This window comes from Rhizobium zaerense (assembly GCF_051810725.1).
Classification (GTDB): domain Bacteria; phylum Pseudomonadota; class Alphaproteobacteria; order Rhizobiales; family Rhizobiaceae; genus Rhizobium; species Rhizobium leguminosarum_I.
This window is the reverse complement of the sequence record NZ_CM132690.1, coordinates 1,599,484-1,617,169: the sequence shown is the minus strand read 5'-3', so window position 1 is coordinate 1,617,169 and position 17,686 is coordinate 1,599,484. Positions and strand designations below refer to the sequence as shown.

Sequence of the window (17,686 nt, the reverse complement as noted above, 5' to 3'; positions counted from 1 at the left end):
ACGTTATACCTTCTCGACTTCCGGCCGCCCGAGGATGCCGGTCGGCTTGAAGATCAACACGAAAGCCAGGATCGCAAAGGTCGCGACGTCCTTGTAGGCGATGGTGAAGTATGCCGACCACAGCGACTCGATAAGGCCGATAAGCAGGCCGCCGAAGACGGCGCCGGGTAACGAACCGATACCGCCGAGAACGGCTGCCGTGAAGGCCTTCACACCAGGCGTGAAGCCGTCGTTAAAAGAGGCGACGCCATAATACATCAGGTACATCGTGCCGGCGACGGCTGCGAGTGCCGCACCCATAACGAAAGTGATCGAGATCGTCTGGTCGACGTTGACGCCGAGCAGCGCCGCCATCTTGCGATCCTGCTCAGTGGCGCGCTGGGCACGGCCGAGTGCGGTGCGATTGACGATGTACCAGAAGATCGTCAGCAGCACCGCCGTGATCAAGATGATGATGATCTGCTTCAGCGACACCGAGATGTTGCCGAACTGGTAGACCGAGCTCACCATCGGCGGAATCGGCTTGTTGCGTGGACCCTGCGTCACCTGGATGAAGTTGGACAGCGTGATCGACATGCCGATCGCGGTAATCAGCGGCGCCAGGCGGAAGGAACCGCGCAGGGGACGGTATGCGACGCGCTCGATCGTCCAATTCCACAAACTCGTCATCAACATCGCGACGACAAGCATCGCCAACAGCAGAACTGCCACCGGGAGACCTGCGAAGATGGATGTGAGGACGAGGAAGACGATAAGAGCGGCGAAACCACCGAGCATGAAGATGTCGCCATGGGCGAAATTGATCATGCCGATAATGCCGTAAACCATCGTATAGCCAATAGCCACAAGGCCATAGATGGATCCGAGCGTCAGCCCGTTTAAGAGCTGCTGGACGAAATACTCCATATGTCGTTTTCCCCTGGATGCGAGCGAAACACGCTGCATCTCTTTTTGGTTCTTCAGTTCTCCGTTTCAGAGAACCTCATAGGCCGAATGCATAGCGGTTTCGTTGGAAATGTGAAGACAAAAAGGATTTACTCCGACAGATTCTTGTCAGAACAGGGCTAGATGGCGCGTTTTGAACCAAAATCCACAGAAAAACGGCAGAGCAGGGCCTATTTTTAGCCAGAAACTGCCACTGGATTAACCATCCGGAGATATCGCCGTCGATTTCTTGCTCCGCTTGCCGCGTAAGCTATTCCACAGAATTGGAAGATGGAGCAAATTCAGACCCCACGGCAGCCTCTTTGACGAATGTCATTTCACGAGCGATGCCCGATCTTCGTCTGACAAGGCTGAAAACTTATGGTAGCATCATCTGACTGTGCATTGAGGGATGCGGGGCACGACGGGGAACACCATATAAACTTGAGTATCTGGTTGTGACAGGGATGGTTTGCGGACGAGCGACAATGGGTGCTCGCCGCGTGGCGAACGGCAAAAGGACAATGCTGAGGACATTTGAAAAGGCGGCGCTCGAAGCCGGCAGGGCCATCATCACGATCCTGCGCGAAGGCTTCCCCGTCGCTATGAAGGCGGATGCAAGTCCGGTCACGGTCGCCGATGAGGAAGCCGAACGCATCATCCTCGCTCATCTCGCCAGAGATTATCCCGAAATACCCGTCGTGGCGGAAGAATCGGTTGCCGCCGGCAAGGTGCCCGACATTGCCGGCCGTGGCTTCTTCCTGGTCGACCCTCTCGACGGCACGCGCGAGTTCGTCGACGGGCGGCAGGAATTCACCGTCAACATCGCCTATATCGAGAACGGCGCCCCGGTGGCGGGCATTGTCTACGCGCCAGCGCTCGGGCTTGCCTTTTCGGGAGAACGCGGCCACGCCGAAAAGCTCGTCGTCACGGACGATTTCGCAGTTGGCGCTCGCAGCACAATCACTGTGCGCGAACAGCCCGCCGACAGGCTGGCGCTTGCAAGCCTTCGCCACAACAGCCCGGAGACCGGAAGCTTTCTCGCCGACCACGCGATCTTCAAATGCACCAATATCGGCTCCTCGCTGAAATTCTGCCTGCTGGCCGAGGGAAAGGCCGACGTCTATCCGCGCTTTACCCGCACGATGGAATGGGACACCGCGGCCGGCGATGCGGTGCTGCGCGCCGCCGGCGGTTCGACGGTGACGCTGGACGGAATGCCGCTGACCTACGGCAAGACGGGAAAGGCGGCCGATTTCGACTTCGCCAACCCGAACTTCATCTCCTGGGGCGGCAGGAAACGCATCCTCGAACCGGCGTGACCATCCTCAGGATCGCTGAAGACCGGCAAGCGGCGCGATTCTCTGCATCGTAACCATGAGCTCAGACCTGTCGCGACAATCCGCGACCGGCCTCCGGCGTGCGCGCCTCAACTGAGCAAGCGTCCCTCCTTAAAGCGCGTCCACGATTCCCTTTCCAGCTGTGAAGTGATTCGCGTTATCGGCCCTCATTGAGCGATTCGGGCGGCGAATCCGTTGCCCTGCATCTTTTCAAGACGCCGCGCGCCAACAATCCTGCCTTGGTTTTGTCACATTTCAGCACGCCTTCGACAGTGCTCGATATCTTCATCCGAAAAATTTCGCCGCGTGTTCCGTTAAGAAATATGCTTAAGAGACCCGGTGCACGTGTCGAAACAGCACGTCGCCAACCCCCGGTGAACCCCTGCCAAAGGCCTAAAAACTTTGACAAAATTCCAATTATTAACGAAATATCATGAGCTTGCCTCAACTTAACGCAAGTGCGAAAGATTTGTTGCGATGCGATATTTCTCTGGACACCATTACACAATTGTCGCATTTTTCCGTTTTAGTAGGGTTACTAAGACCTGAGTGCAGCCCTGGTGACAGGGTTAACCATTGATCGCCTATTGCCGCCGCGCCCCCTCGAAGACAACAGAGTACGATCCTTGAGCATCACGGAACTAAACAACAGCATTTCGACAGAGTCCTTCCGGCCGAGCCGCCGCCAGCAGCCGAGCCTGAAGATCCAGACCCCTGTTATCCATAGCGATGCGCCGCAGGCGCCGTTGGTGGATCTCGTCCTGAAGCGGGCGTTCGACATTTTTTCGTCGTTGAGCGCCCTCCTCGTCCTCGCCCCTTTCCTTCTGTTCGTCGCCCTGCTGATCAAGCTTGACAGCCCGGGACCAGTGCTTTTCAAGCAGACCCGCTGGGGCAAGAACTGCAAGGCCATCAAGGTCTACAAGTTCCGTTCCATGCGCACCGACCTTTGCGACGTCTCCGGCATTGCCCAGACGGTCAAGGACGACCCGCGCGTCACCCGCATCGGTGCCATTCTACGCCGGACGAATGTCGATGAATTGCCGCAGCTGCTGAACGTGCTGCTGGGCCATATGTCGATCGTCGGCCCGCGTTGCCATGCAATCGGCATGCGCGCCGGCGGCGTGCTCTACGAAGAGCTCGTACCGGAATACCATCAGCGCCATGCGATGCGTCCAGGCATGACCGGTCTTGCCCAGATGCGTGGCCTGCGCGGCCCGACCGATCGTCCGGCCAAGGCGCGCGCCCGCATTGCCAGCGATCTCTACTACGTCGGGAATTTCTCGATCTGGATGGACATCCGCATCATTGTCGGAACCGTCGTGTCGGAGCTGACCGGCGGTAAAGGCTTCTAAGCTTTAAGCTTTGTGAGAAGGGGCCGGCGGCCTTATGCATGTCGCCCACAAATGTGCAGCGGTTTCGGGAAACCGACATGCATGAGACAAAGACCTAAAGCGCGATGTAACGCGCTTTAGAGCAGCCGGTACCGGAATGCTCTGGCGACCGCCTGCATGCGATTGACCGAATCGTGCTTGCGCATCGCGCTCTTCAGATAACCTGCCACCGTATGCGACGAGAGATCGAGAACGATCGCGATCTCGTCGCTGCTCTTGCCGGCCGCCGACTACAGCGCCGCGCGTCTTTTTAGACGCGCAAAGGACGCTGTAGCACTTTGAATTGCTGGCTGATTCCTTAAATCGATTCCCATTAAAGGAATCAGCCAGCGTCGCAAGCATTCGATTTCGCGCCGGGTAAGCGCCTCCGACGGACCGTCTTCCCCGCTGCCATTGCGCGAAACTTTGTCCAGAAGCTCCATGCAGCCGTAGAGCAGCGCCATCGCCTGCGCTCGTGTGGGCATAGGACAGCCGCCTGAGAAGGCGAAGATGTATTATTTCAGGTCAGCGTCGTGTAGCGCGAAGGCGAAGGTATCCTTCAGCCCTTGCATCCGAAAGAGCTTGTTGAGTTTGCGGTTTTCCTGATTGGCGGCGCTGCCCGCAAACGCCCCCTCCTCGCAGAAGATCGGCACGATCGCCGCTTCATCGCAGTCACCAGTCTGCCGCAATAGAAGAGATCGGCGGCCTCGTAAAAGCCGACAAGGCTTTGCGGCCATTTGCTGATCAGCCGGTTTTCGGTGAAAGCCGTACGGTCGCCCCGCGGGAAAGCCGAGAGCAGATAGAAATCGAAGCCCGCAAGCTTCGCCATCTCGCCGAGCCGATCGTTGCCATCATTGAACGAAACCCCGGCGCCATCGGCCTGCGAAGGCGAAAATACAGCATCCTCAGCGCAGTCGTCGACTGCGCGCTCAGGTCTTTTCATCTTCGTAATCCTCATATAGCCAGCTTCGGCTCGGCCTCGCTGCCGGCGGCGAGAAGCTGGCGCCGGAGCATCAGCAAAGATGGCTTCTGTCTCGCATCCCGAGGACACGAAGCATCAAAAACGCGACTGGACTGATACAGCGGGAAGAACGGAGACGAAGTCTTGCGCTCAGTCTTATGTTGCAGCGCTGATAAGATCATCCCGGGAAATCAGCTAATATTTATTCCACATGGCTCCCATGCAGGCGCCACAAATTGCCGTAGCGGCAAGCGGCCGCTCCAAATCGCCGGCCAGGGCCGGGCGTCTAAATTTGTTATCAAAGTCTTACGATGGGTTTAGGCAATTTTTAAATGTGGCAGGCTAGAGTGGGGCTCGTGGTCTTGCGTTGTGTAGAGAGTCCAATGACCGAAATGATACGTCCCCGAGTGAAATATGTCATCGGCCCCGATGGCAGCCCCCTGACGATTGCGGATCTTCCGCCGCCCAATACGCGGCGCTGGGTGATTCGCCGGAAGGCAGAGGTTGTCGCGGCTGTTCGCGGTGGCTTGTTGAGCTTGGAAGAGGCCTGCGAGCGTTATACGCTCACGGTCGAAGAATTCCTCTCCTGGCAGTCGTCGATCAACAGTCACGGTCTCGCCGGCCTGCGCACCACGCGCATTCAGCAATATCGTCACTGATCACGCGCCAGCATCGACGACATCTATTTCGGGCCGGACGCATCTCCCATGAGGGAATGAAGAAGGCCCGAAATCATTGACGAGGCCGCGTAGCACCAGAGGCCGGGCTGCGTGAAGGCGTCGGCCAGCCCAGTCGTCTTCGCCGCCGCAATGACGATCGCAACCAGCAGCACGTCCATCATCGACCACTTGGACAGATGCGGTACGACGCGACGATAGAACAGGCTGCCGACCCCGCTGCCGGCGGCCGGCGCTTCTGCGGCCATCCCCATCGCCTCCGCGGTGATGCCGATCATCTTCAGAAGCGGCAGCAGGATCGAAACCAACGCGACGATCGCCGCCAGCAGCCCATCCCCGCCTTGCCAAAGCGAGACGATGATTTCGATGAGCGACGGCGTGTCGTCGAAGAAATATAGAGTCTCGAAACGGACCAGCGGTAAGACGAGGCCGAGCGCCAGGAAGAACGGCGCGGCCACGAGAAGCACGGGGCGAGCCATCGAAAGCGCCTTCATTGCCGCGAACCTCGTATCGACCCTATATTTTGCATGAACACTCCGTCTCCTGCCTCTATTGCCTCCACGGCTTGGCATGACCGCGCCGCCATGTCACGGTCCGCCAAGACAATATCCGTTACGAGGAAAGACAATGGACATTCGAAACGAGGAAGGCGCCTCCGGCGGCCGTTATGCGGCCGAGGTCGAAGGACACGAGGCGGAGATGACCTATTCACGCACATCGCCGAAGCTCGTCATCATCGATCACACGGGCGTTCCCGATGCGCTGCGCGGCAAGGGTGTCGGCCAGGCGTTGGCGCTCCATGCTGTGGAAGCAGCCCGCACCGGTGGCTGGAAGATCATCCCGCTTTGCCCCTTCTTCAAGGCGCAGGCGCAACGCCATCCGGAATGGAAAGACGTCGTGAACTAGATGCGTAAAAACAAGGACCTAAAGCGCAAGGAGCGAATCTGAAAGATCGCAACGCGCTTTAGTCCATTGGCCCGAAAATCGGTATCGATTTTCGGAAAAGCACGATGCGAGATTGAAAGAGTTAGAGCGTCCTTTTGCGTGTCCGGAAGGGCCCGCGGCGCTCTAATGCGCGGGCTCAAAGACACGCAGCGGTTTTGGGACACGCACAAAAAATGCAATCGCATCGTGTGAATCACGCTCGATGTGACCCGCTTTGGACCTAGCGTCTTCCATCGCTCGCGGCCTGACAACCTCGATTTCGGCGAGAGCCGCCCCAAGGCGCAAACACCAAAAGCCATGTATGACGGACAGCGCGCCCATCATACATGGCTTCTCAGTGGCGATGCCAGAGCGCCGAAGCCGGCGCCCGCCGTTTCTCTTACGCCCTTGCGCGGGCGGCGCCGTCACGCTCTTCCAGCGCTGTGGCCCTTGCATATTCCGCCTGCATCTCCTCGAGCGCCATTTCCAGCGTCTCTTCCTGCATCTTCAGTTCCTTGATCGAAACCTGCAGGTTGTCAGCCCGCTGACGCGCGGCCTTGGCGAAGGTCGGATAAGCAAAGTGATTCGGGTCTGATATACCGGACTTCTTTTCCTCGACGACGATCTGGCTCTCCAGATCCTTCGTCATCCGTTCGAATTCGGACATCATCATCTGCAACTGCTGCAACTGACGTCGTTTTTCATTCACCTGAAATTCCTTCAGGCGAACGAGACTTTCTCGCGACTTCATACGCATTACTCCCGTGATGCGAGACCCCGGCTCAACTTGAAACCGCCCTGCGCGCCGCTTTGACACGGTTTGCTAAAAAATTTCCTGCGATATTAACAAATACCTACCGCTGGTAACCTTTCGTTTACGGGCATCGTTAATGATAGGCCCGATGATTTAAGGGTCGGTAAATGCCGCGGCATGAAATTCGAACCTTTTCATTGGCGAGTCGGATGAATCACTTAGCGCTGTTTCCTAATGTTAAAGTAGAGGAACGCCTTTTTGAGATTCCTATTGGAAAACAGAGAAATGGAAAAATTGTTTAATAAATTCGATACTCCTTGCCAGAGTGAATTAGAATTTGTTAACCATTTCGTGGCAGCTTTCAAATCACGTAGCGTGTTCGGTATCGTGTAGGGGGCCAGACCACCTTTCGGCGGCGGTAAAGGGGATAATTATGCGGGTACTTCTAATCGAGGATGACAGCGCGACGGCGCAGAGCATCGAGTTGATGCTGAAATCAGAGAGTTTCAATGTTTATACCACCGATCTCGGTGAAGAAGGCGTCGATCTGGGCAAGCTGTATGATTATGACATCATCCTTCTCGATCTGAACCTGCCCGACATGTCCGGATATGAGGTGCTTCGCACTCTCCGACTGTCCAAGGTCAAGACACCGATCCTCATTCTGTCGGGCATGGCCGGCATCGAAGACAAGGTTCGTGGCCTCGGCTTCGGCGCCGACGACTACATGACCAAGCCGTTCCACAAGGACGAGCTCGTCGCCCGTATCCACGCCATCGTCCGCCGCTCCAAGGGCCATGCCCAGTCGGTCATCATGACCGGCGAGCTGATCGTCAACCTCGATGCCAAGACTGTGGAAGTCGGCGGCCAGCGCGTCCATCTGACGGGCAAGGAATATCAGATGCTGGAGCTGCTTTCGCTCCGCAAGGGCACCACCCTCACCAAGGAAATGTTCTTGAACCACCTCTACGGCGGCATGGACGAGCCGGAACTGAAGATCATCGACGTCTTCATCTGCAAGCTCCGCAAAAAGCTCGCCAATGCTGCCGGCGGTGCCAACTACATCGAGACCGTCTGGGGCCGCGGTTACGTTCTTCGCGAGCCGGATGGTGCCGAATACGCCGAAACCGCCTGATATTTTTTTCCGATCCCCCTTATCGGACAAACGAAGATCCCGCCTTTTCGGCGGGATTTTTCGTTTCTGCTTACGATGGGCGAGACTTACCCGATGTAGAGGATCTTAGGCTGGATCAGCCTGAAGCGCCCTGTATCTCGATGAAGAAAATAGAACGTGGCAGCCGTCGAACGTGCTTGCACTTTCGGCGTCATGCTCCAGGGACGCCGACATCGGCGGGGAAGAGGCCGCGCCGGTCAGGCGGCGATCGCGCGGTTTCCGAAAACGGCGGTCAGGATCTTGCGATCGAACGGCTTCAGCAGAAAGTCGGTGGCACCGGCCCGTTTGCCTGCCATCAGCTTCTTCAGATCCGCCTCGACGACGCAGTAATAGATCTTGACCTCTTTGCCGCCCTCCATGGCGCGGATGGCGGCGATGAGGTCAAGCGCACCTTCCATGCCGGAATCGACGATCAGATATTCCGGCAGCTCCGCCTGGCAGCGCTGCAGCGCCTCGCCGGCGTTGGAAGCTTCGCTGACGAGAAAGTCGAGTTCGGAGAGAATGCGCTTGCCGACCTTACGGACGATGTCCGAATTATCGGTGATCATGAACCTTTGCATGGCCGCTCCTTTGCCCCCGCATTCGTCGTAGCAAGAGGCCTCTTACAACCCTGGAGAATAGGTCCATCAGGCTAAGGAATCGTTACCGGACGAGCCTGGGCACGCGTCCGCGCTCCGAAATCAGGCTGCCGCGGCCACCGCCGTGAACACCAGTTCGTCGGCACTGGCGCTGTGCTCAAGCGTCATCCCGCACTCCTGCGCCAGAAGCACGGTGTAATAGGGCTGGATCGAATGGGCGTCGATCGCCTCCTCGATGGTGCCGGTCGATATCTCGACGAATTTCGGCGGCAAGCGCATCAGTTTACCTTTGGCCGTGAGCCTGAACCTGGCATCGAACTCGGGATTTTCGAGCGTTACCTCGAGCACGCCGCCCCGCGGAATGGCGGAATAGGCAACGAGGAAGAGGTTGAGCAGCAGCTTGACACGGTTCTTGGCGACGATGGCGCGTGGTCCGTTCCAGATCACTTCGGTCTTCTTCTCGGCGACGGCGAAATCCTTGGCAGCGCGTTCGGCTTCGCCGGTGTCGATCGAGGCGCCGACGGAACCCGATGCGCCGAAGGCCAGGCGTGCAAACTTCAAGCGGACGGAAGCGTTGAGCGCGCTGGTGCGGATCAGGTCCATCGCATCGGAATCGGCGCCGCCTTCATCCAGGAGTTCCAGGCCGTTGTTGATTGCGCCGACGGGCGAGATAACATCGTGGCAAACGCGGCTGCAAAGAAGCGCGGCCAGATCCGGGCCAGACAGAGTAAGATTTGGGTTCTTGGACATCATCGTCTCCTGAGGGGCGGCAATTTCATCGCGCCCGGAATATGCTTCATCAAAATTGCGCGAAGTTTGCGATCGTACTCGGTGCCATAATGACACCATATTTGGTAAACCGATTGTTAAGATCATCGGGGCAAAATGCACCAATCGCCGCGAGCGGTTGCCCGCTCCAAGCCAAACGACGAACGGATGACACCATGCGCCTTCGATTTCCGCACCGATTCATCGGCTTCTTCAGGTTGCTTTCGGCCCTCGTCTTCTCCTCGCTGATGGTTGCCGGGCCGGCCACCGCCCAGGACAACGGCCAGTACACGATTCAGGAAATCGTCGACGCCGGCCACTCCTTCTTCGGTTCCGCCAGCGGCGGACTTGCCAAGGTCGTCGAGAGTGCGTTCCAGAAATACGGCCTGCCAAACGGATATATCCTCGGACAGGAAGGCGGCGGCGCCTTCATCGCCGGTCTTACCTATGGCGAAGGCCAGCTGAACACCAAGAACGCTGGTGAACATAATCTCTACTGGCAGGGACCTTCGCTCGGTCTCGATTACGGTGGCCAGGGCTCGCGCGTGATGATGCTGGTCTACGACCTGCCCTCCGTCAACGGCATCTATGCGCGCTTCGGCGGCGTCAGCGGCTCGGCCTATGTGATCGCCGGCTTCGGCATGACCTTGCTCAAGAACAACGACGTGCTGGTCGTGCCGATCCGCACCGGCGTCGGCGCCCGCCTGGGCATCAATGTCGGCTATCTCAAGATCACCCAGGCGCCGACCTGGAACCCTTTCTGAGGCCGCAAAGCCACCGGAATCTGCCGCCGCTCACACCGGCGGCCTTGCCATGCGTGTCATGCGTGCTTAATTATCGCGGCTGACGCCGTATCAACCTTCTTACCGATGGCCGCGCCGTGATCGAATATGCTCTTTTGTTCGGATTGGGCTTCCTGACCGCGGCCTTCCTTGTCTTTTTGGTCTCGCCCGCCGTTCACCGCCGCATTGTCTGGTATACCGAGAACAGGCTGAAAGCGACGATGCCGCTGAGCCCTCAGGAGGTTCGCGCCCAGAAGGATATGGTGCGTGCGCTCTATGCCGCCGAAAATGCCCGCACGGCCCAGGATCTTCTGCGTGAGCGCGAGAAATCCCTGTCGCTCCAGCTTCGTCATGACGCACTCGCCGTCGATGCCGGCAGGCTTGCCGCCGAAATCGGCGAATTGCAGACCCAGATCGGCGAGATGCATGTCGAGGCCGCCGACCAGCGCTCGCATCTGCGCAAGGACGAGAACTATATCAGCCAGTTGAAGACCAACCTGCATATTGCCGAGCAGTCCGCTGCCAGCAAGGAGAGCGAACTGGCGACGATGCGGACGCGGCTGAGCAAACTCGGTGAACAGGTCGATGGGCTGAGGATCGACCTGGCTGCGCGCGAAACCGAGGCAGAGAGCCTGAAATTCCGCGTCAACGCGCTGCGTGACGAACGCGATACCCTGCGTCAGGACGTCAACCTGCTGCAGAAGCGCGCCAAGGATGCCGAACAGAAACTGACGCAACAGCAGCATATGGTGATCCGCCTGGAGGATAAGGCCGCGCGTGAGAGCGCTTCCGCCGCCGAAAAGGAAACTCTGGTCGTTCGCCGCCAGCAGGAGATCGCCAAATTGAAGGAGCAGTTGAAGGCCGCTAACGCAGAGATCCGCAAGGTCAACCGGGTATTGCGCGACGCCGGCCTTGCCGGGATGGTCGCGGAGCTGCCGGCGGAAATGATGGCCGAAGACACGACCGCATCCGCGCTCGACACCGCCGCCATGACGGCCGAGATGGGCGAGGATGTCCGCAAGCGCAGCGCCGCCCTTGCCGAGCGCCTGCAAAAGGCAAAGGCCGTAACCGGGCGCGATGGCGCGATCCGCGAGGAGATCGCCTCGATCGCCGCCAATATGGTGGCGCTGACCGCACTCAACGAGGGGCCTTCCTCGCCGATCCGCACGCTGCTCGCACATGCCGCGGAAAAGAACCCCAACGATCGCGTCAGCCTTGCCGACAGAGCGGCGGCGATCATCGCCGATCCCCCGCGCTGACGCCTTTAGCGCGGCGCGCGTCGGATAAGACGAGCGGCGCGCCATCATTTTGAATTGGCATAATCCCAAAAAACGATTCCGATTTTCGGGCGTATAGGCTAAATCCGCCCCATCGCGGAGGCCATGGAAAACAGCGCGATACCCGTCGCCGTCGCGGCATTGAGGCTGTCGAGTTCCTCCGACTGTGGAATGCGCGCGCTCCGGAACCGCGCAAGCAGCGCCTCCGGCAACCCCTCGCCCTCGGTGCCGACGACGAGCGCCATCCGCGTCGAGGCCGGAATGGCGCGGATATCGGTCTTGCCGTGCGGCGAAAACGTCCAGATGGCAAAGCCCCGTTCGGCAAGCGCCAGGAGCACATCCAAGGCCTTGCCGCCACGCCGATGCGGAACACTCAGCACCGAACCGACCGAGACACGCAGCGCCTTGCGGTAGAGTGGATCACAGGAGGTTTCGTCGAGCAGCACCGCGTCCGCTCGGAAGGCGGCCGCATTGCGGAACATCGAGCCGGCATTGTCGTGATTGGAAATGCCGCAACCGACAAGCACCAGCGCCCGTTCCGGCAGCGCGTCGAGAAGTGCCGCCTCGCCGCGATCCTCCCGCCGGCCGAGCGCGAGAACGCCACGGTGCAGGTGGAAACCGACGACGCCGTCGAGCACATCAGACCCGGCGACATAGACCGGCACGTCGGCCGGAAACCGCTCCAGGACGGGTAGGACGCCCTCGACGCGATTGCGCAGCAGCAGGATCTTCTCGGCGAAAAAGCCGCGGCCTGCCGCATGCGCCTCGGCGAGCATGCGCAGCACGACGGTGCCCTCGGCGATGAAGCGGTTCTCTCGGCCCGTCAGGTCGCGCTCGCGGATCGCGCGGAATTCAGCGACGCGTGGATCGTCGGCGCTGTTGATGTCGATCGGAACGGCGGCCATGCCGGTTTCAATTGCCCGCGACAGTGACGTCGGCAACCGTCCGGCCGGTCCTGAGATCGTAAACCAGCGCCTTGCTCTTGCCCTCGGCCGTTTCGCCGTAGAACAGGATCTGCCCTGATGAAAACGAGGTGGACTGCACCTTGAAGCCGAGCGGCAGGGAAACGGTCGCCGCAAGCGGCGCATCCGAGGGTACGCCGGAGGCGGCAACAGCGGACGCCGTCTCCTTCGGTTCGCTGTGCATCACCTTGTAGACAACCGCGCCGAAGACCGCCATAAGGCTCACGAACATGATGGCGCCGGAAACGATCTGCAGGCGGACCATCTTGCGCCGGACACTTTCCATCGCCGGATCAAGGGGCTTCTCTTCCTGGTCGTCTGGCTCGATTGCTGTCATCTGTGCATCCCGTTCTAAAAAATACGTCGGAGAAGAAGCGTCTTGAGCGACCCCTTTAAACAAGCAGCCGGCAATAGAAAAGTCCTGACCGCCGATGAAACTGCCGAAGGCAGGTTGGACGCCTGGCTGACGGCGCAAGTCGGCGAGGAATTTTCGCGCAGCCGCATCAAGTCGTTGATCAAGGACGGCCAGGTTTTTCTGCGCGGCGAACCCGTTACCGACCCGCAGCGCAAGGTGCGCACCGGCGACAATTTCGAACTCACGCTGCCCGAGCCGGAAGACCCGACACCGCAGGGCGAGGACATCCCGCTCGATATCCTCCATGAGGACGACGATGTCATCGTCATCTCCAAGCCTTCCGGTCTCGTCGTCCATCCCGGCGCCGGTAACTGGACGGGGACACTGGTCAACGCGCTGATCCACCATTGCAGCGATACGCTCTCCGGTATCGGCGGCGTACGCCGCCCCGGCATCGTCCACCGTCTTGACAAGGACACGACAGGCGTCATGGTCGTCGCCAAGAACGACATCGCTCATCGTCACCTGTCGCTGCAATTTGCCGACCATGGCCGCACCATGCCGCTGGAGCGGGCCTATCAGGCAATCGTCTGGGGCCGGCCCCGCACGCTGTCGGGCACGGTCGACGCCCCGCTCGGCCGCGCCACCGGTGACCGCACGCGCCGCGCCGTCAAGCGCCCCGACAGTCAGGACGCCGACGAGGCGATCACGCACTACCAGGTGATCGAGCGCTTCCATGAGAAGCCGGACGCAACCGCGTTCGCCTCGCTGGTCGAGTGCCGCCTCGAAACCGGCCGCACCCACCAGATCCGTGTCCACATGGCCCATATCGGCCATCCGCTGCTCGGCGACACGGTTTACGGCGCCGGCTTCAAGACCAAGGCCAATCTCCTGCCGGAAGAGATCCGCAAGATCGTCAACGGTTTTGGCCGCCAGGCGTTGCACGCCTTCATGCTGCAGTTCGAGCATCCCCGCACCGGCGAAATCATGCATTTCGAAGTGCCGCTGCCGGATGATATGGTCGAACTGATCGAGGCGCTGCGCCAATAAAGGCGGCTCCGAAATGTCGCCTGCCCGCCTCACACCTGCATGAGCGGCATCTTGAACCGCTGTTTCGCCACACTTATCTATATATTGACTTAGTGCGGGCTCGGAGAGAGCCGCACGCCCCGGTTTGCCTTTTTTAACGCGAGGATGCGTTTCCATCGGGAACCGGAATTCACTTTAGGAGGGTGCACTATGGCCCGAAATACCTTGCCGTCCATCACCGCCGGCGAAGCCGGTCTCAACCGTTACCTCGACGAAATCCGCAAGTTCCCGATGCTGGAGCCGCAGCAGGAATACATGCTCGCAAAGCGTTATGCCGAGCATGGCGACCGCGACGCTGCCCACAAGCTGGTCACCAGCCATCTTCGCCTCGTCGCGAAGATTGCGATGGGTTATCGCGGCTATGGCCTGCCGATCGGCGAAGTCGTCTCCGAGGGTAATGTCGGCCTGATGCAGGCCGTCAAGAAGTTCGATGCCGAGCGCGGCTTCCGCCTCGCCACCTATGCCATGTGGTGGATCAAGGCCTCGATCCAGGAATATATCCTGCGCTCGTGGTCGCTGGTGAAGATGGGCACGACTGCCAACCAGAAGCGTCTGTTCTTCAATCTGCGCCGGCTGAAGGGACGCATCCAGGCAATTGATGACGGCGATCTGAAGCCGGAGCACGTCTCGGAGATCGCCACCAAGCTGAACGTCTCGGAGGAGGAGGTCATTTCGATGAACCGCCGCCTCTCCGGCGACGCCTCGCTGAACGCGCCGATCAAGGCAGCCGAAGGTGACGGCGGCCAGTGGCAGGATTGGCTGGTGGACGACCATGACAGCCAGGAAGACGTGCTGATCGAACAGGACGAACTCGACACTCGCCGGCGCATGCTGGCGAAAGCGATGAGCGTGCTGAACGAGCGTGAACGCCGCATCTTCGAGGCTCGCCGCCTCGCCGAGGATCCGGTGACCCTGGAAGACCTTTCGACCGAGTTCGACATCAGCCGCGAACGCGTCCGACAGATCGAGGTTCGCGCCTTCGAAAAGGTGCAGGACGCCGTGCGCAAGGAAGCCCTGGAACGCGCCAAGGCCGTCCGGGTCGTCGAAGCCACGGCATAAACCTGCAACATGATAGAATTGACGAAGGCGGGCCTTGCGGCTCGCCTTTTCTTTTCATTGATCTCTGCTGCACCCGGGAAAAGCCATCACTGGCTCGTCGAGACATCCCCGAGTGCGGTCCATTCCTTGATCGCGGTATTGAAGGCGTCCGTCCCCGTACCGCCCTTCTCCATCGTCAGCAGCGCGCGGCGGCCGTTGCGGTAGGTAATCGGAATATCGATCCAATTGCGGGTCGACATCAGGTCGAGATTGGCCTTGCGCGCATCGGGATAGTCGTTGAGCGCGATCATGTGGAAATCGTCGGTGATCTTGGCCGGAACCGCAATCAGCGCATCGCCGCGATCCTGTTCCGTGCGCTTCATCGAGATGCGCTGGACGCTTTCGATGCTGCCGCCTTCGAAATTCGGCGGCACCGAGAAGACGATCTCGACCAGATGGCTTGCCGGGAGCGACGGATCGGAATTGCGTTTGAAGGTGACGAGCGCCGAGAGATTGCGCTCGGGTACGGTAACGTTGCCCTGCACTGTCGCCTCCTGCCGGCCGTCCTGACCGGCCTCGTGCTGCACGCTCCAGACGACCGATCCCTCGATCGCCGTCGGCGAGCTCTGGCCGATGCGTTCCTCATAGAGAAACATCTTTTGCGACGAACCGACGGGCGCGGTCTGCTGCGGCGATGCCACCGGGCCGTTCGGCGTCCGCGTTTCGGCGGGTGCCGCATCGCCCTGCGCGCTGGCAGGCGGCGTATCTGCTGCCGCGACATTCTGTTCGGCGACCGATTTTCCTTCCGCGGTCGGTGTTCCCGGTACCGTTGCCGGTCCGCTGTCGACCTCGGTCCCGTCGGTCAGCAGCCGTTGGGTGAATTTCGAATTGGCCGCAGCGCCGTCATTGTTCATTGACGCTACCTGCGGGTTCGGGTTCGGGTTCGGCTGCGCCGGCGTCGCTGGGGTATTCTGCGCTCCTGGTGTGGTCGGCTGGGCTGGCGTCACCGCGCTTGGCTGGGCTGGCGTCACCGCGCCGGGCTGAGCAGGCGTCGCCGAGCGATCCGGCGGCGTTGCCGCCTCGTTCCTGGTCGCCTGGGACGGTGCCGAGCTGACGAGCCCGTCGACCATCGCCACCAGCGCCTCCCTGTTCGTCCAGCCGGCATAGCCGCCGCCACCGATCAGGATGAGTGCGAAGATGAGCGTGATCACGGTGCCGATGCCGAAGCGGCGGCGCTTCGGCTCGATACGAAAGCTCTTGCCCTGCAGCTTGGAGGCAACAATCTGATCAATATCCATTGCCGGATCGGCGTCATCGTCGTCAGCGGCGACCGATCCGCGGCGGTCGTAGCCGCGCAGCGCCTTCGCCTCTCGCCAGGCCTCGCTCGGCGCGCCGCCAGCAGGCGCCGGCTTGCCGTTGTGCACTTCCGCGAAGATATCGACATCGTCGAAATGCGAGGCGACCGGCGTCTTCTTATTGCTGCCTGCCTCGATCGGCGGCAGATCGTCGAACGCAGCCGTCTCCCAGGAAAAACTTTCCTTGGCGGCCGGCATGACGGCCGCGGGTGCCACTTTTTCGAGGCTCGATATCACCTCCTCGAAAGCGCGCGCCGAGGCATCGGCCGTAATCGGTGCCGGCGCCGTCTCCGAATATTGCCTGAGTTCCTCTTCCGCCCATTCGGTCTCCGCATCCTTGGGCGCCGGGGCCGGCGTTTCGGCAACGGGTTCGGTCCAGACGGGGTCGAAATGCGCCGCCGCGGCGCCCTGCAACGGCTCCTCGCGGCTGTGCTCGACAAATTCCTGCGGACGATCGAAATCGGCGACCGGCTCCACCAGCCGGTTGGATGCATGGTCTATGCCGCGGGTGATCGGCTGCAACGGCTCAACGGGCTCGTAAGCCTCCTCGGCCTCCGGTCCCCCGCTTTCCGCCGCCGCCGGTTCGGCCGCGATCTCTTCGGCTTCCACGGGATGATGCTCATCACCACGGTCTTCGTCGGCTTGCTCGCTGCGATGCTCGGCAGGCGCCTCCCAGCCGTCATATCCGGCGGGCACATCTTCGGCAGCGACGTCGCGCGCCTCACTGGCATGCCATTCCTCGGCCGGCGCTTCCTCCTCATGCGAGGGGTGCCAGTATGTCTCGGCGGCACCGGATGTCTCCGGCAAAATCGCTGTCTCGGCGGCAACAGGGATTTCGGCGGGACCAGGTTCTTCCGCGGAAAGGGGCTCCTCGGCAGCGACCTCTTCGTCAGCTTCCTCTGGCGCGGCGGCTTCCACGTGATGGGGCTCGTCGGCGGCCTCGGCCGCCCGCGGTTCCGCATAGGCTTCGTAGACCGGCTCCTCGACAGCCGTCTCCGGCGTCGACGCCGGTTCGCTTTCGTCGTGAACCGCTTGTTCTTCGAAGGATTCCGGCGCGGTGACGTCCGCAAGCGGCGCATCGAGCGGCAAAGCCTCGGAGTGTTCGCCTTCCACTTCGCGGATGGCGGCCTCGAGCTTTTCGAGCTGGCGTTGCAGCATGGCTTCCGGCGGACGCGGCTTCATGTTCTCGAGCTGCCGCTGCACTGCGCCGCGGGCACGTTCGTAGACTTTCACCCGCATCTCAGGGGTATTTTCAGCCAGGCCGTCGACGGCCCGCCGAATGACTGCAATAAAATCCGCCATTAGTACTTTCTCAAGAAGTCCGGCACTCTACCGAACCATCCTCCACAGTGACCCGT

General features: G+C 60.4%; 17 protein-coding genes and 1 pseudogene. 9 read left to right on the top strand and 9 right to left on the bottom strand.

What is annotated here, in order from left to right:
* Window positions 1-3: 3 nt before the first annotated feature.
* The gene (locus tag ACS4RR_RS07655) at window positions 4-906 is read right to left on the bottom strand and encodes a branched-chain amino acid ABC transporter permease (protein ID WP_170261673.1); all 903 of its coding nucleotides are present in this window, start codon (window positions 904-906) and stop codon (window positions 4-6) included.
* Window positions 907-1,448: 542 nt separating this feature from the next.
* Between ACS4RR_RS07655 and cysQ the strand changes: the two genes are divergently transcribed.
* Together cysQ and ACS4RR_RS07645 are read left to right on the top strand one after the other, a co-directional pair.
* Window positions 1,449-2,246, top strand: coding sequence for a 3'(2'),5'-bisphosphate nucleotidase CysQ (gene cysQ / locus ACS4RR_RS07650; protein WP_017965842.1), 798 nt, complete (start codon window positions 1,449-1,451; stop codon window positions 2,244-2,246).
* 644 nt (window positions 2,247-2,890) lie between these two features.
* Window positions 2,891-3,616, top strand: a complete 726-nt coding sequence (locus ACS4RR_RS07645) for a sugar transferase (RefSeq protein WP_026154324.1) — start codon at window positions 2,891-2,893, stop codon at window positions 3,614-3,616.
* 116 nt (window positions 3,617-3,732) lie between these two features.
* On the opposite strand, the pseudogene ACS4RR_RS07640 reads toward ACS4RR_RS07645, so the two are convergent.
* A pseudogene (locus ACS4RR_RS07640) lies at window positions 3,733-4,577 on the bottom strand (response regulator transcription factor).
* Window positions 4,578-4,978: 401 nt separating this feature from the next.
* Between ACS4RR_RS07640 and sciP the strand changes: the two are divergent.
* Window positions 4,979-5,254 carry a CtrA inhibitor SciP gene (gene sciP, locus ACS4RR_RS07635; RefSeq protein WP_007533628.1) on the top strand — a complete coding sequence of 92 codons (276 nt, stop codon included), beginning with the start codon at window positions 4,979-4,981 and terminating at the stop codon, window positions 5,252-5,254.
* A gap of 23 nt (window positions 5,255-5,277) precedes the next feature.
* Here sciP and ACS4RR_RS07630 read toward each other — a convergent pair whose 3' ends face one another.
* Entirely contained in the window at window positions 5,278-5,844 is a 567-nt protein-coding gene (locus ACS4RR_RS07630; protein WP_260109283.1) for a paraquat-inducible protein A, read from the bottom strand.
* Window positions 5,845-5,899: 55 nt separating this feature from the next.
* On the opposite strand from ACS4RR_RS07630, the gene ACS4RR_RS07625 reads away from it, so the two are divergent.
* On the top strand, window positions 5,900-6,178 hold the full coding sequence (locus tag ACS4RR_RS07625; protein ID WP_017965846.1) for a GNAT family N-acetyltransferase: 279 nt from the start codon (window positions 5,900-5,902) through the stop codon (window positions 6,176-6,178).
* A gap of 418 nt (window positions 6,179-6,596) precedes the next feature.
* Here the strand turns inward: ACS4RR_RS07625 and ACS4RR_RS07620 are convergent, their stop codons facing one another.
* Window positions 6,597-6,947, bottom strand: a complete 351-nt coding sequence (locus ACS4RR_RS07620) for a hypothetical protein (protein WP_024319371.1) — start codon at window positions 6,945-6,947, stop codon at window positions 6,597-6,599.
* A gap of 436 nt (window positions 6,948-7,383) precedes the next feature.
* Here ACS4RR_RS07620 and ctrA point away from each other — a divergent pair, with 436 nt between their 5' ends.
* Entirely contained in the window at window positions 7,384-8,085 is a 702-nt protein-coding gene (ctrA, locus tag ACS4RR_RS07615) for a response regulator transcription factor CtrA (RefSeq protein WP_003542362.1), read from the top strand.
* Window positions 8,086-8,321: 236 nt separating this feature from the next.
* Here ctrA and ACS4RR_RS07610 read toward each other — a convergent pair whose 3' ends face one another.
* The gene (locus tag ACS4RR_RS07610; RefSeq protein WP_003542364.1) at window positions 8,322-8,684 is read right to left on the bottom strand and encodes a response regulator; all 363 of its coding nucleotides are present in this window, start codon (window positions 8,682-8,684) and stop codon (window positions 8,322-8,324) included.
* Between the two features lie 120 nt (window positions 8,685-8,804).
* Complete coding sequence (chpT, locus tag ACS4RR_RS07605) at window positions 8,805-9,452, bottom strand: histidine phosphotransferase ChpT (RefSeq protein WP_026154325.1); 648 nt, start codon at window positions 9,450-9,452, stop codon at window positions 8,805-8,807.
* Between the two features lie 194 nt (window positions 9,453-9,646).
* Here chpT and ACS4RR_RS07600 point away from each other — a divergent pair, with 194 nt between their 5' ends.
* Window positions 9,647-10,234 carry a DUF1134 domain-containing protein gene (locus ACS4RR_RS07600; protein WP_170278836.1) on the top strand — a complete coding sequence of 196 codons (588 nt, stop codon included), beginning with the start codon at window positions 9,647-9,649 and terminating at the stop codon, window positions 10,232-10,234.
* A 116-nt stretch (window positions 10,235-10,350) separates the two neighbouring features.
* A complete protein-coding gene (locus tag ACS4RR_RS07595) occupies window positions 10,351-11,511 on the top strand; it encodes a coiled-coil domain-containing protein (RefSeq protein WP_456189920.1) in 1,161 nt (386 codons plus the stop codon).
* 98 nt (window positions 11,512-11,609) lie between these two features.
* Here the strand turns inward: ACS4RR_RS07595 and ACS4RR_RS07590 are convergent, their stop codons facing one another.
* Window positions 11,610-12,434: a TrmH family RNA methyltransferase gene (locus ACS4RR_RS07590; RefSeq protein ID WP_170281531.1), complete on the bottom strand. Its 825-nt coding sequence runs from the start codon at window positions 12,432-12,434 to the stop codon at window positions 11,610-11,612.
* Window positions 12,435-12,441: 7 nt separating this feature from the next.
* Window positions 12,442-12,828, bottom strand: coding sequence for a hypothetical protein (locus ACS4RR_RS07585; RefSeq protein ID WP_017965853.1), 387 nt, complete (start codon window positions 12,826-12,828; stop codon window positions 12,442-12,444).
* Between the two features lie 42 nt (window positions 12,829-12,870).
* Here ACS4RR_RS07585 and ACS4RR_RS07580 point away from each other — a divergent pair, with 42 nt between their 5' ends.
* Entirely contained in the window at window positions 12,871-13,896 is a 1,026-nt protein-coding gene (locus ACS4RR_RS07580; protein WP_260109284.1) for an RluA family pseudouridine synthase, read from the top strand.
* 189 nt (window positions 13,897-14,085) lie between these two features.
* Window positions 14,086-14,994: an RNA polymerase sigma factor RpoH gene (rpoH, locus tag ACS4RR_RS07575; protein ID WP_003542378.1), complete on the top strand. Its 909-nt coding sequence runs from the start codon at window positions 14,086-14,088 to the stop codon at window positions 14,992-14,994.
* An 86-nt stretch (window positions 14,995-15,080) separates the two neighbouring features.
* Here the strand turns inward: rpoH and ACS4RR_RS07570 are convergent, their stop codons facing one another.
* Entirely contained in the window at window positions 15,081-17,630 is a 2,550-nt protein-coding gene (locus ACS4RR_RS07570; RefSeq protein WP_456189919.1) for a hypothetical protein, read from the bottom strand.
* Window positions 17,631-17,686 lie beyond the last annotated feature (56 nt).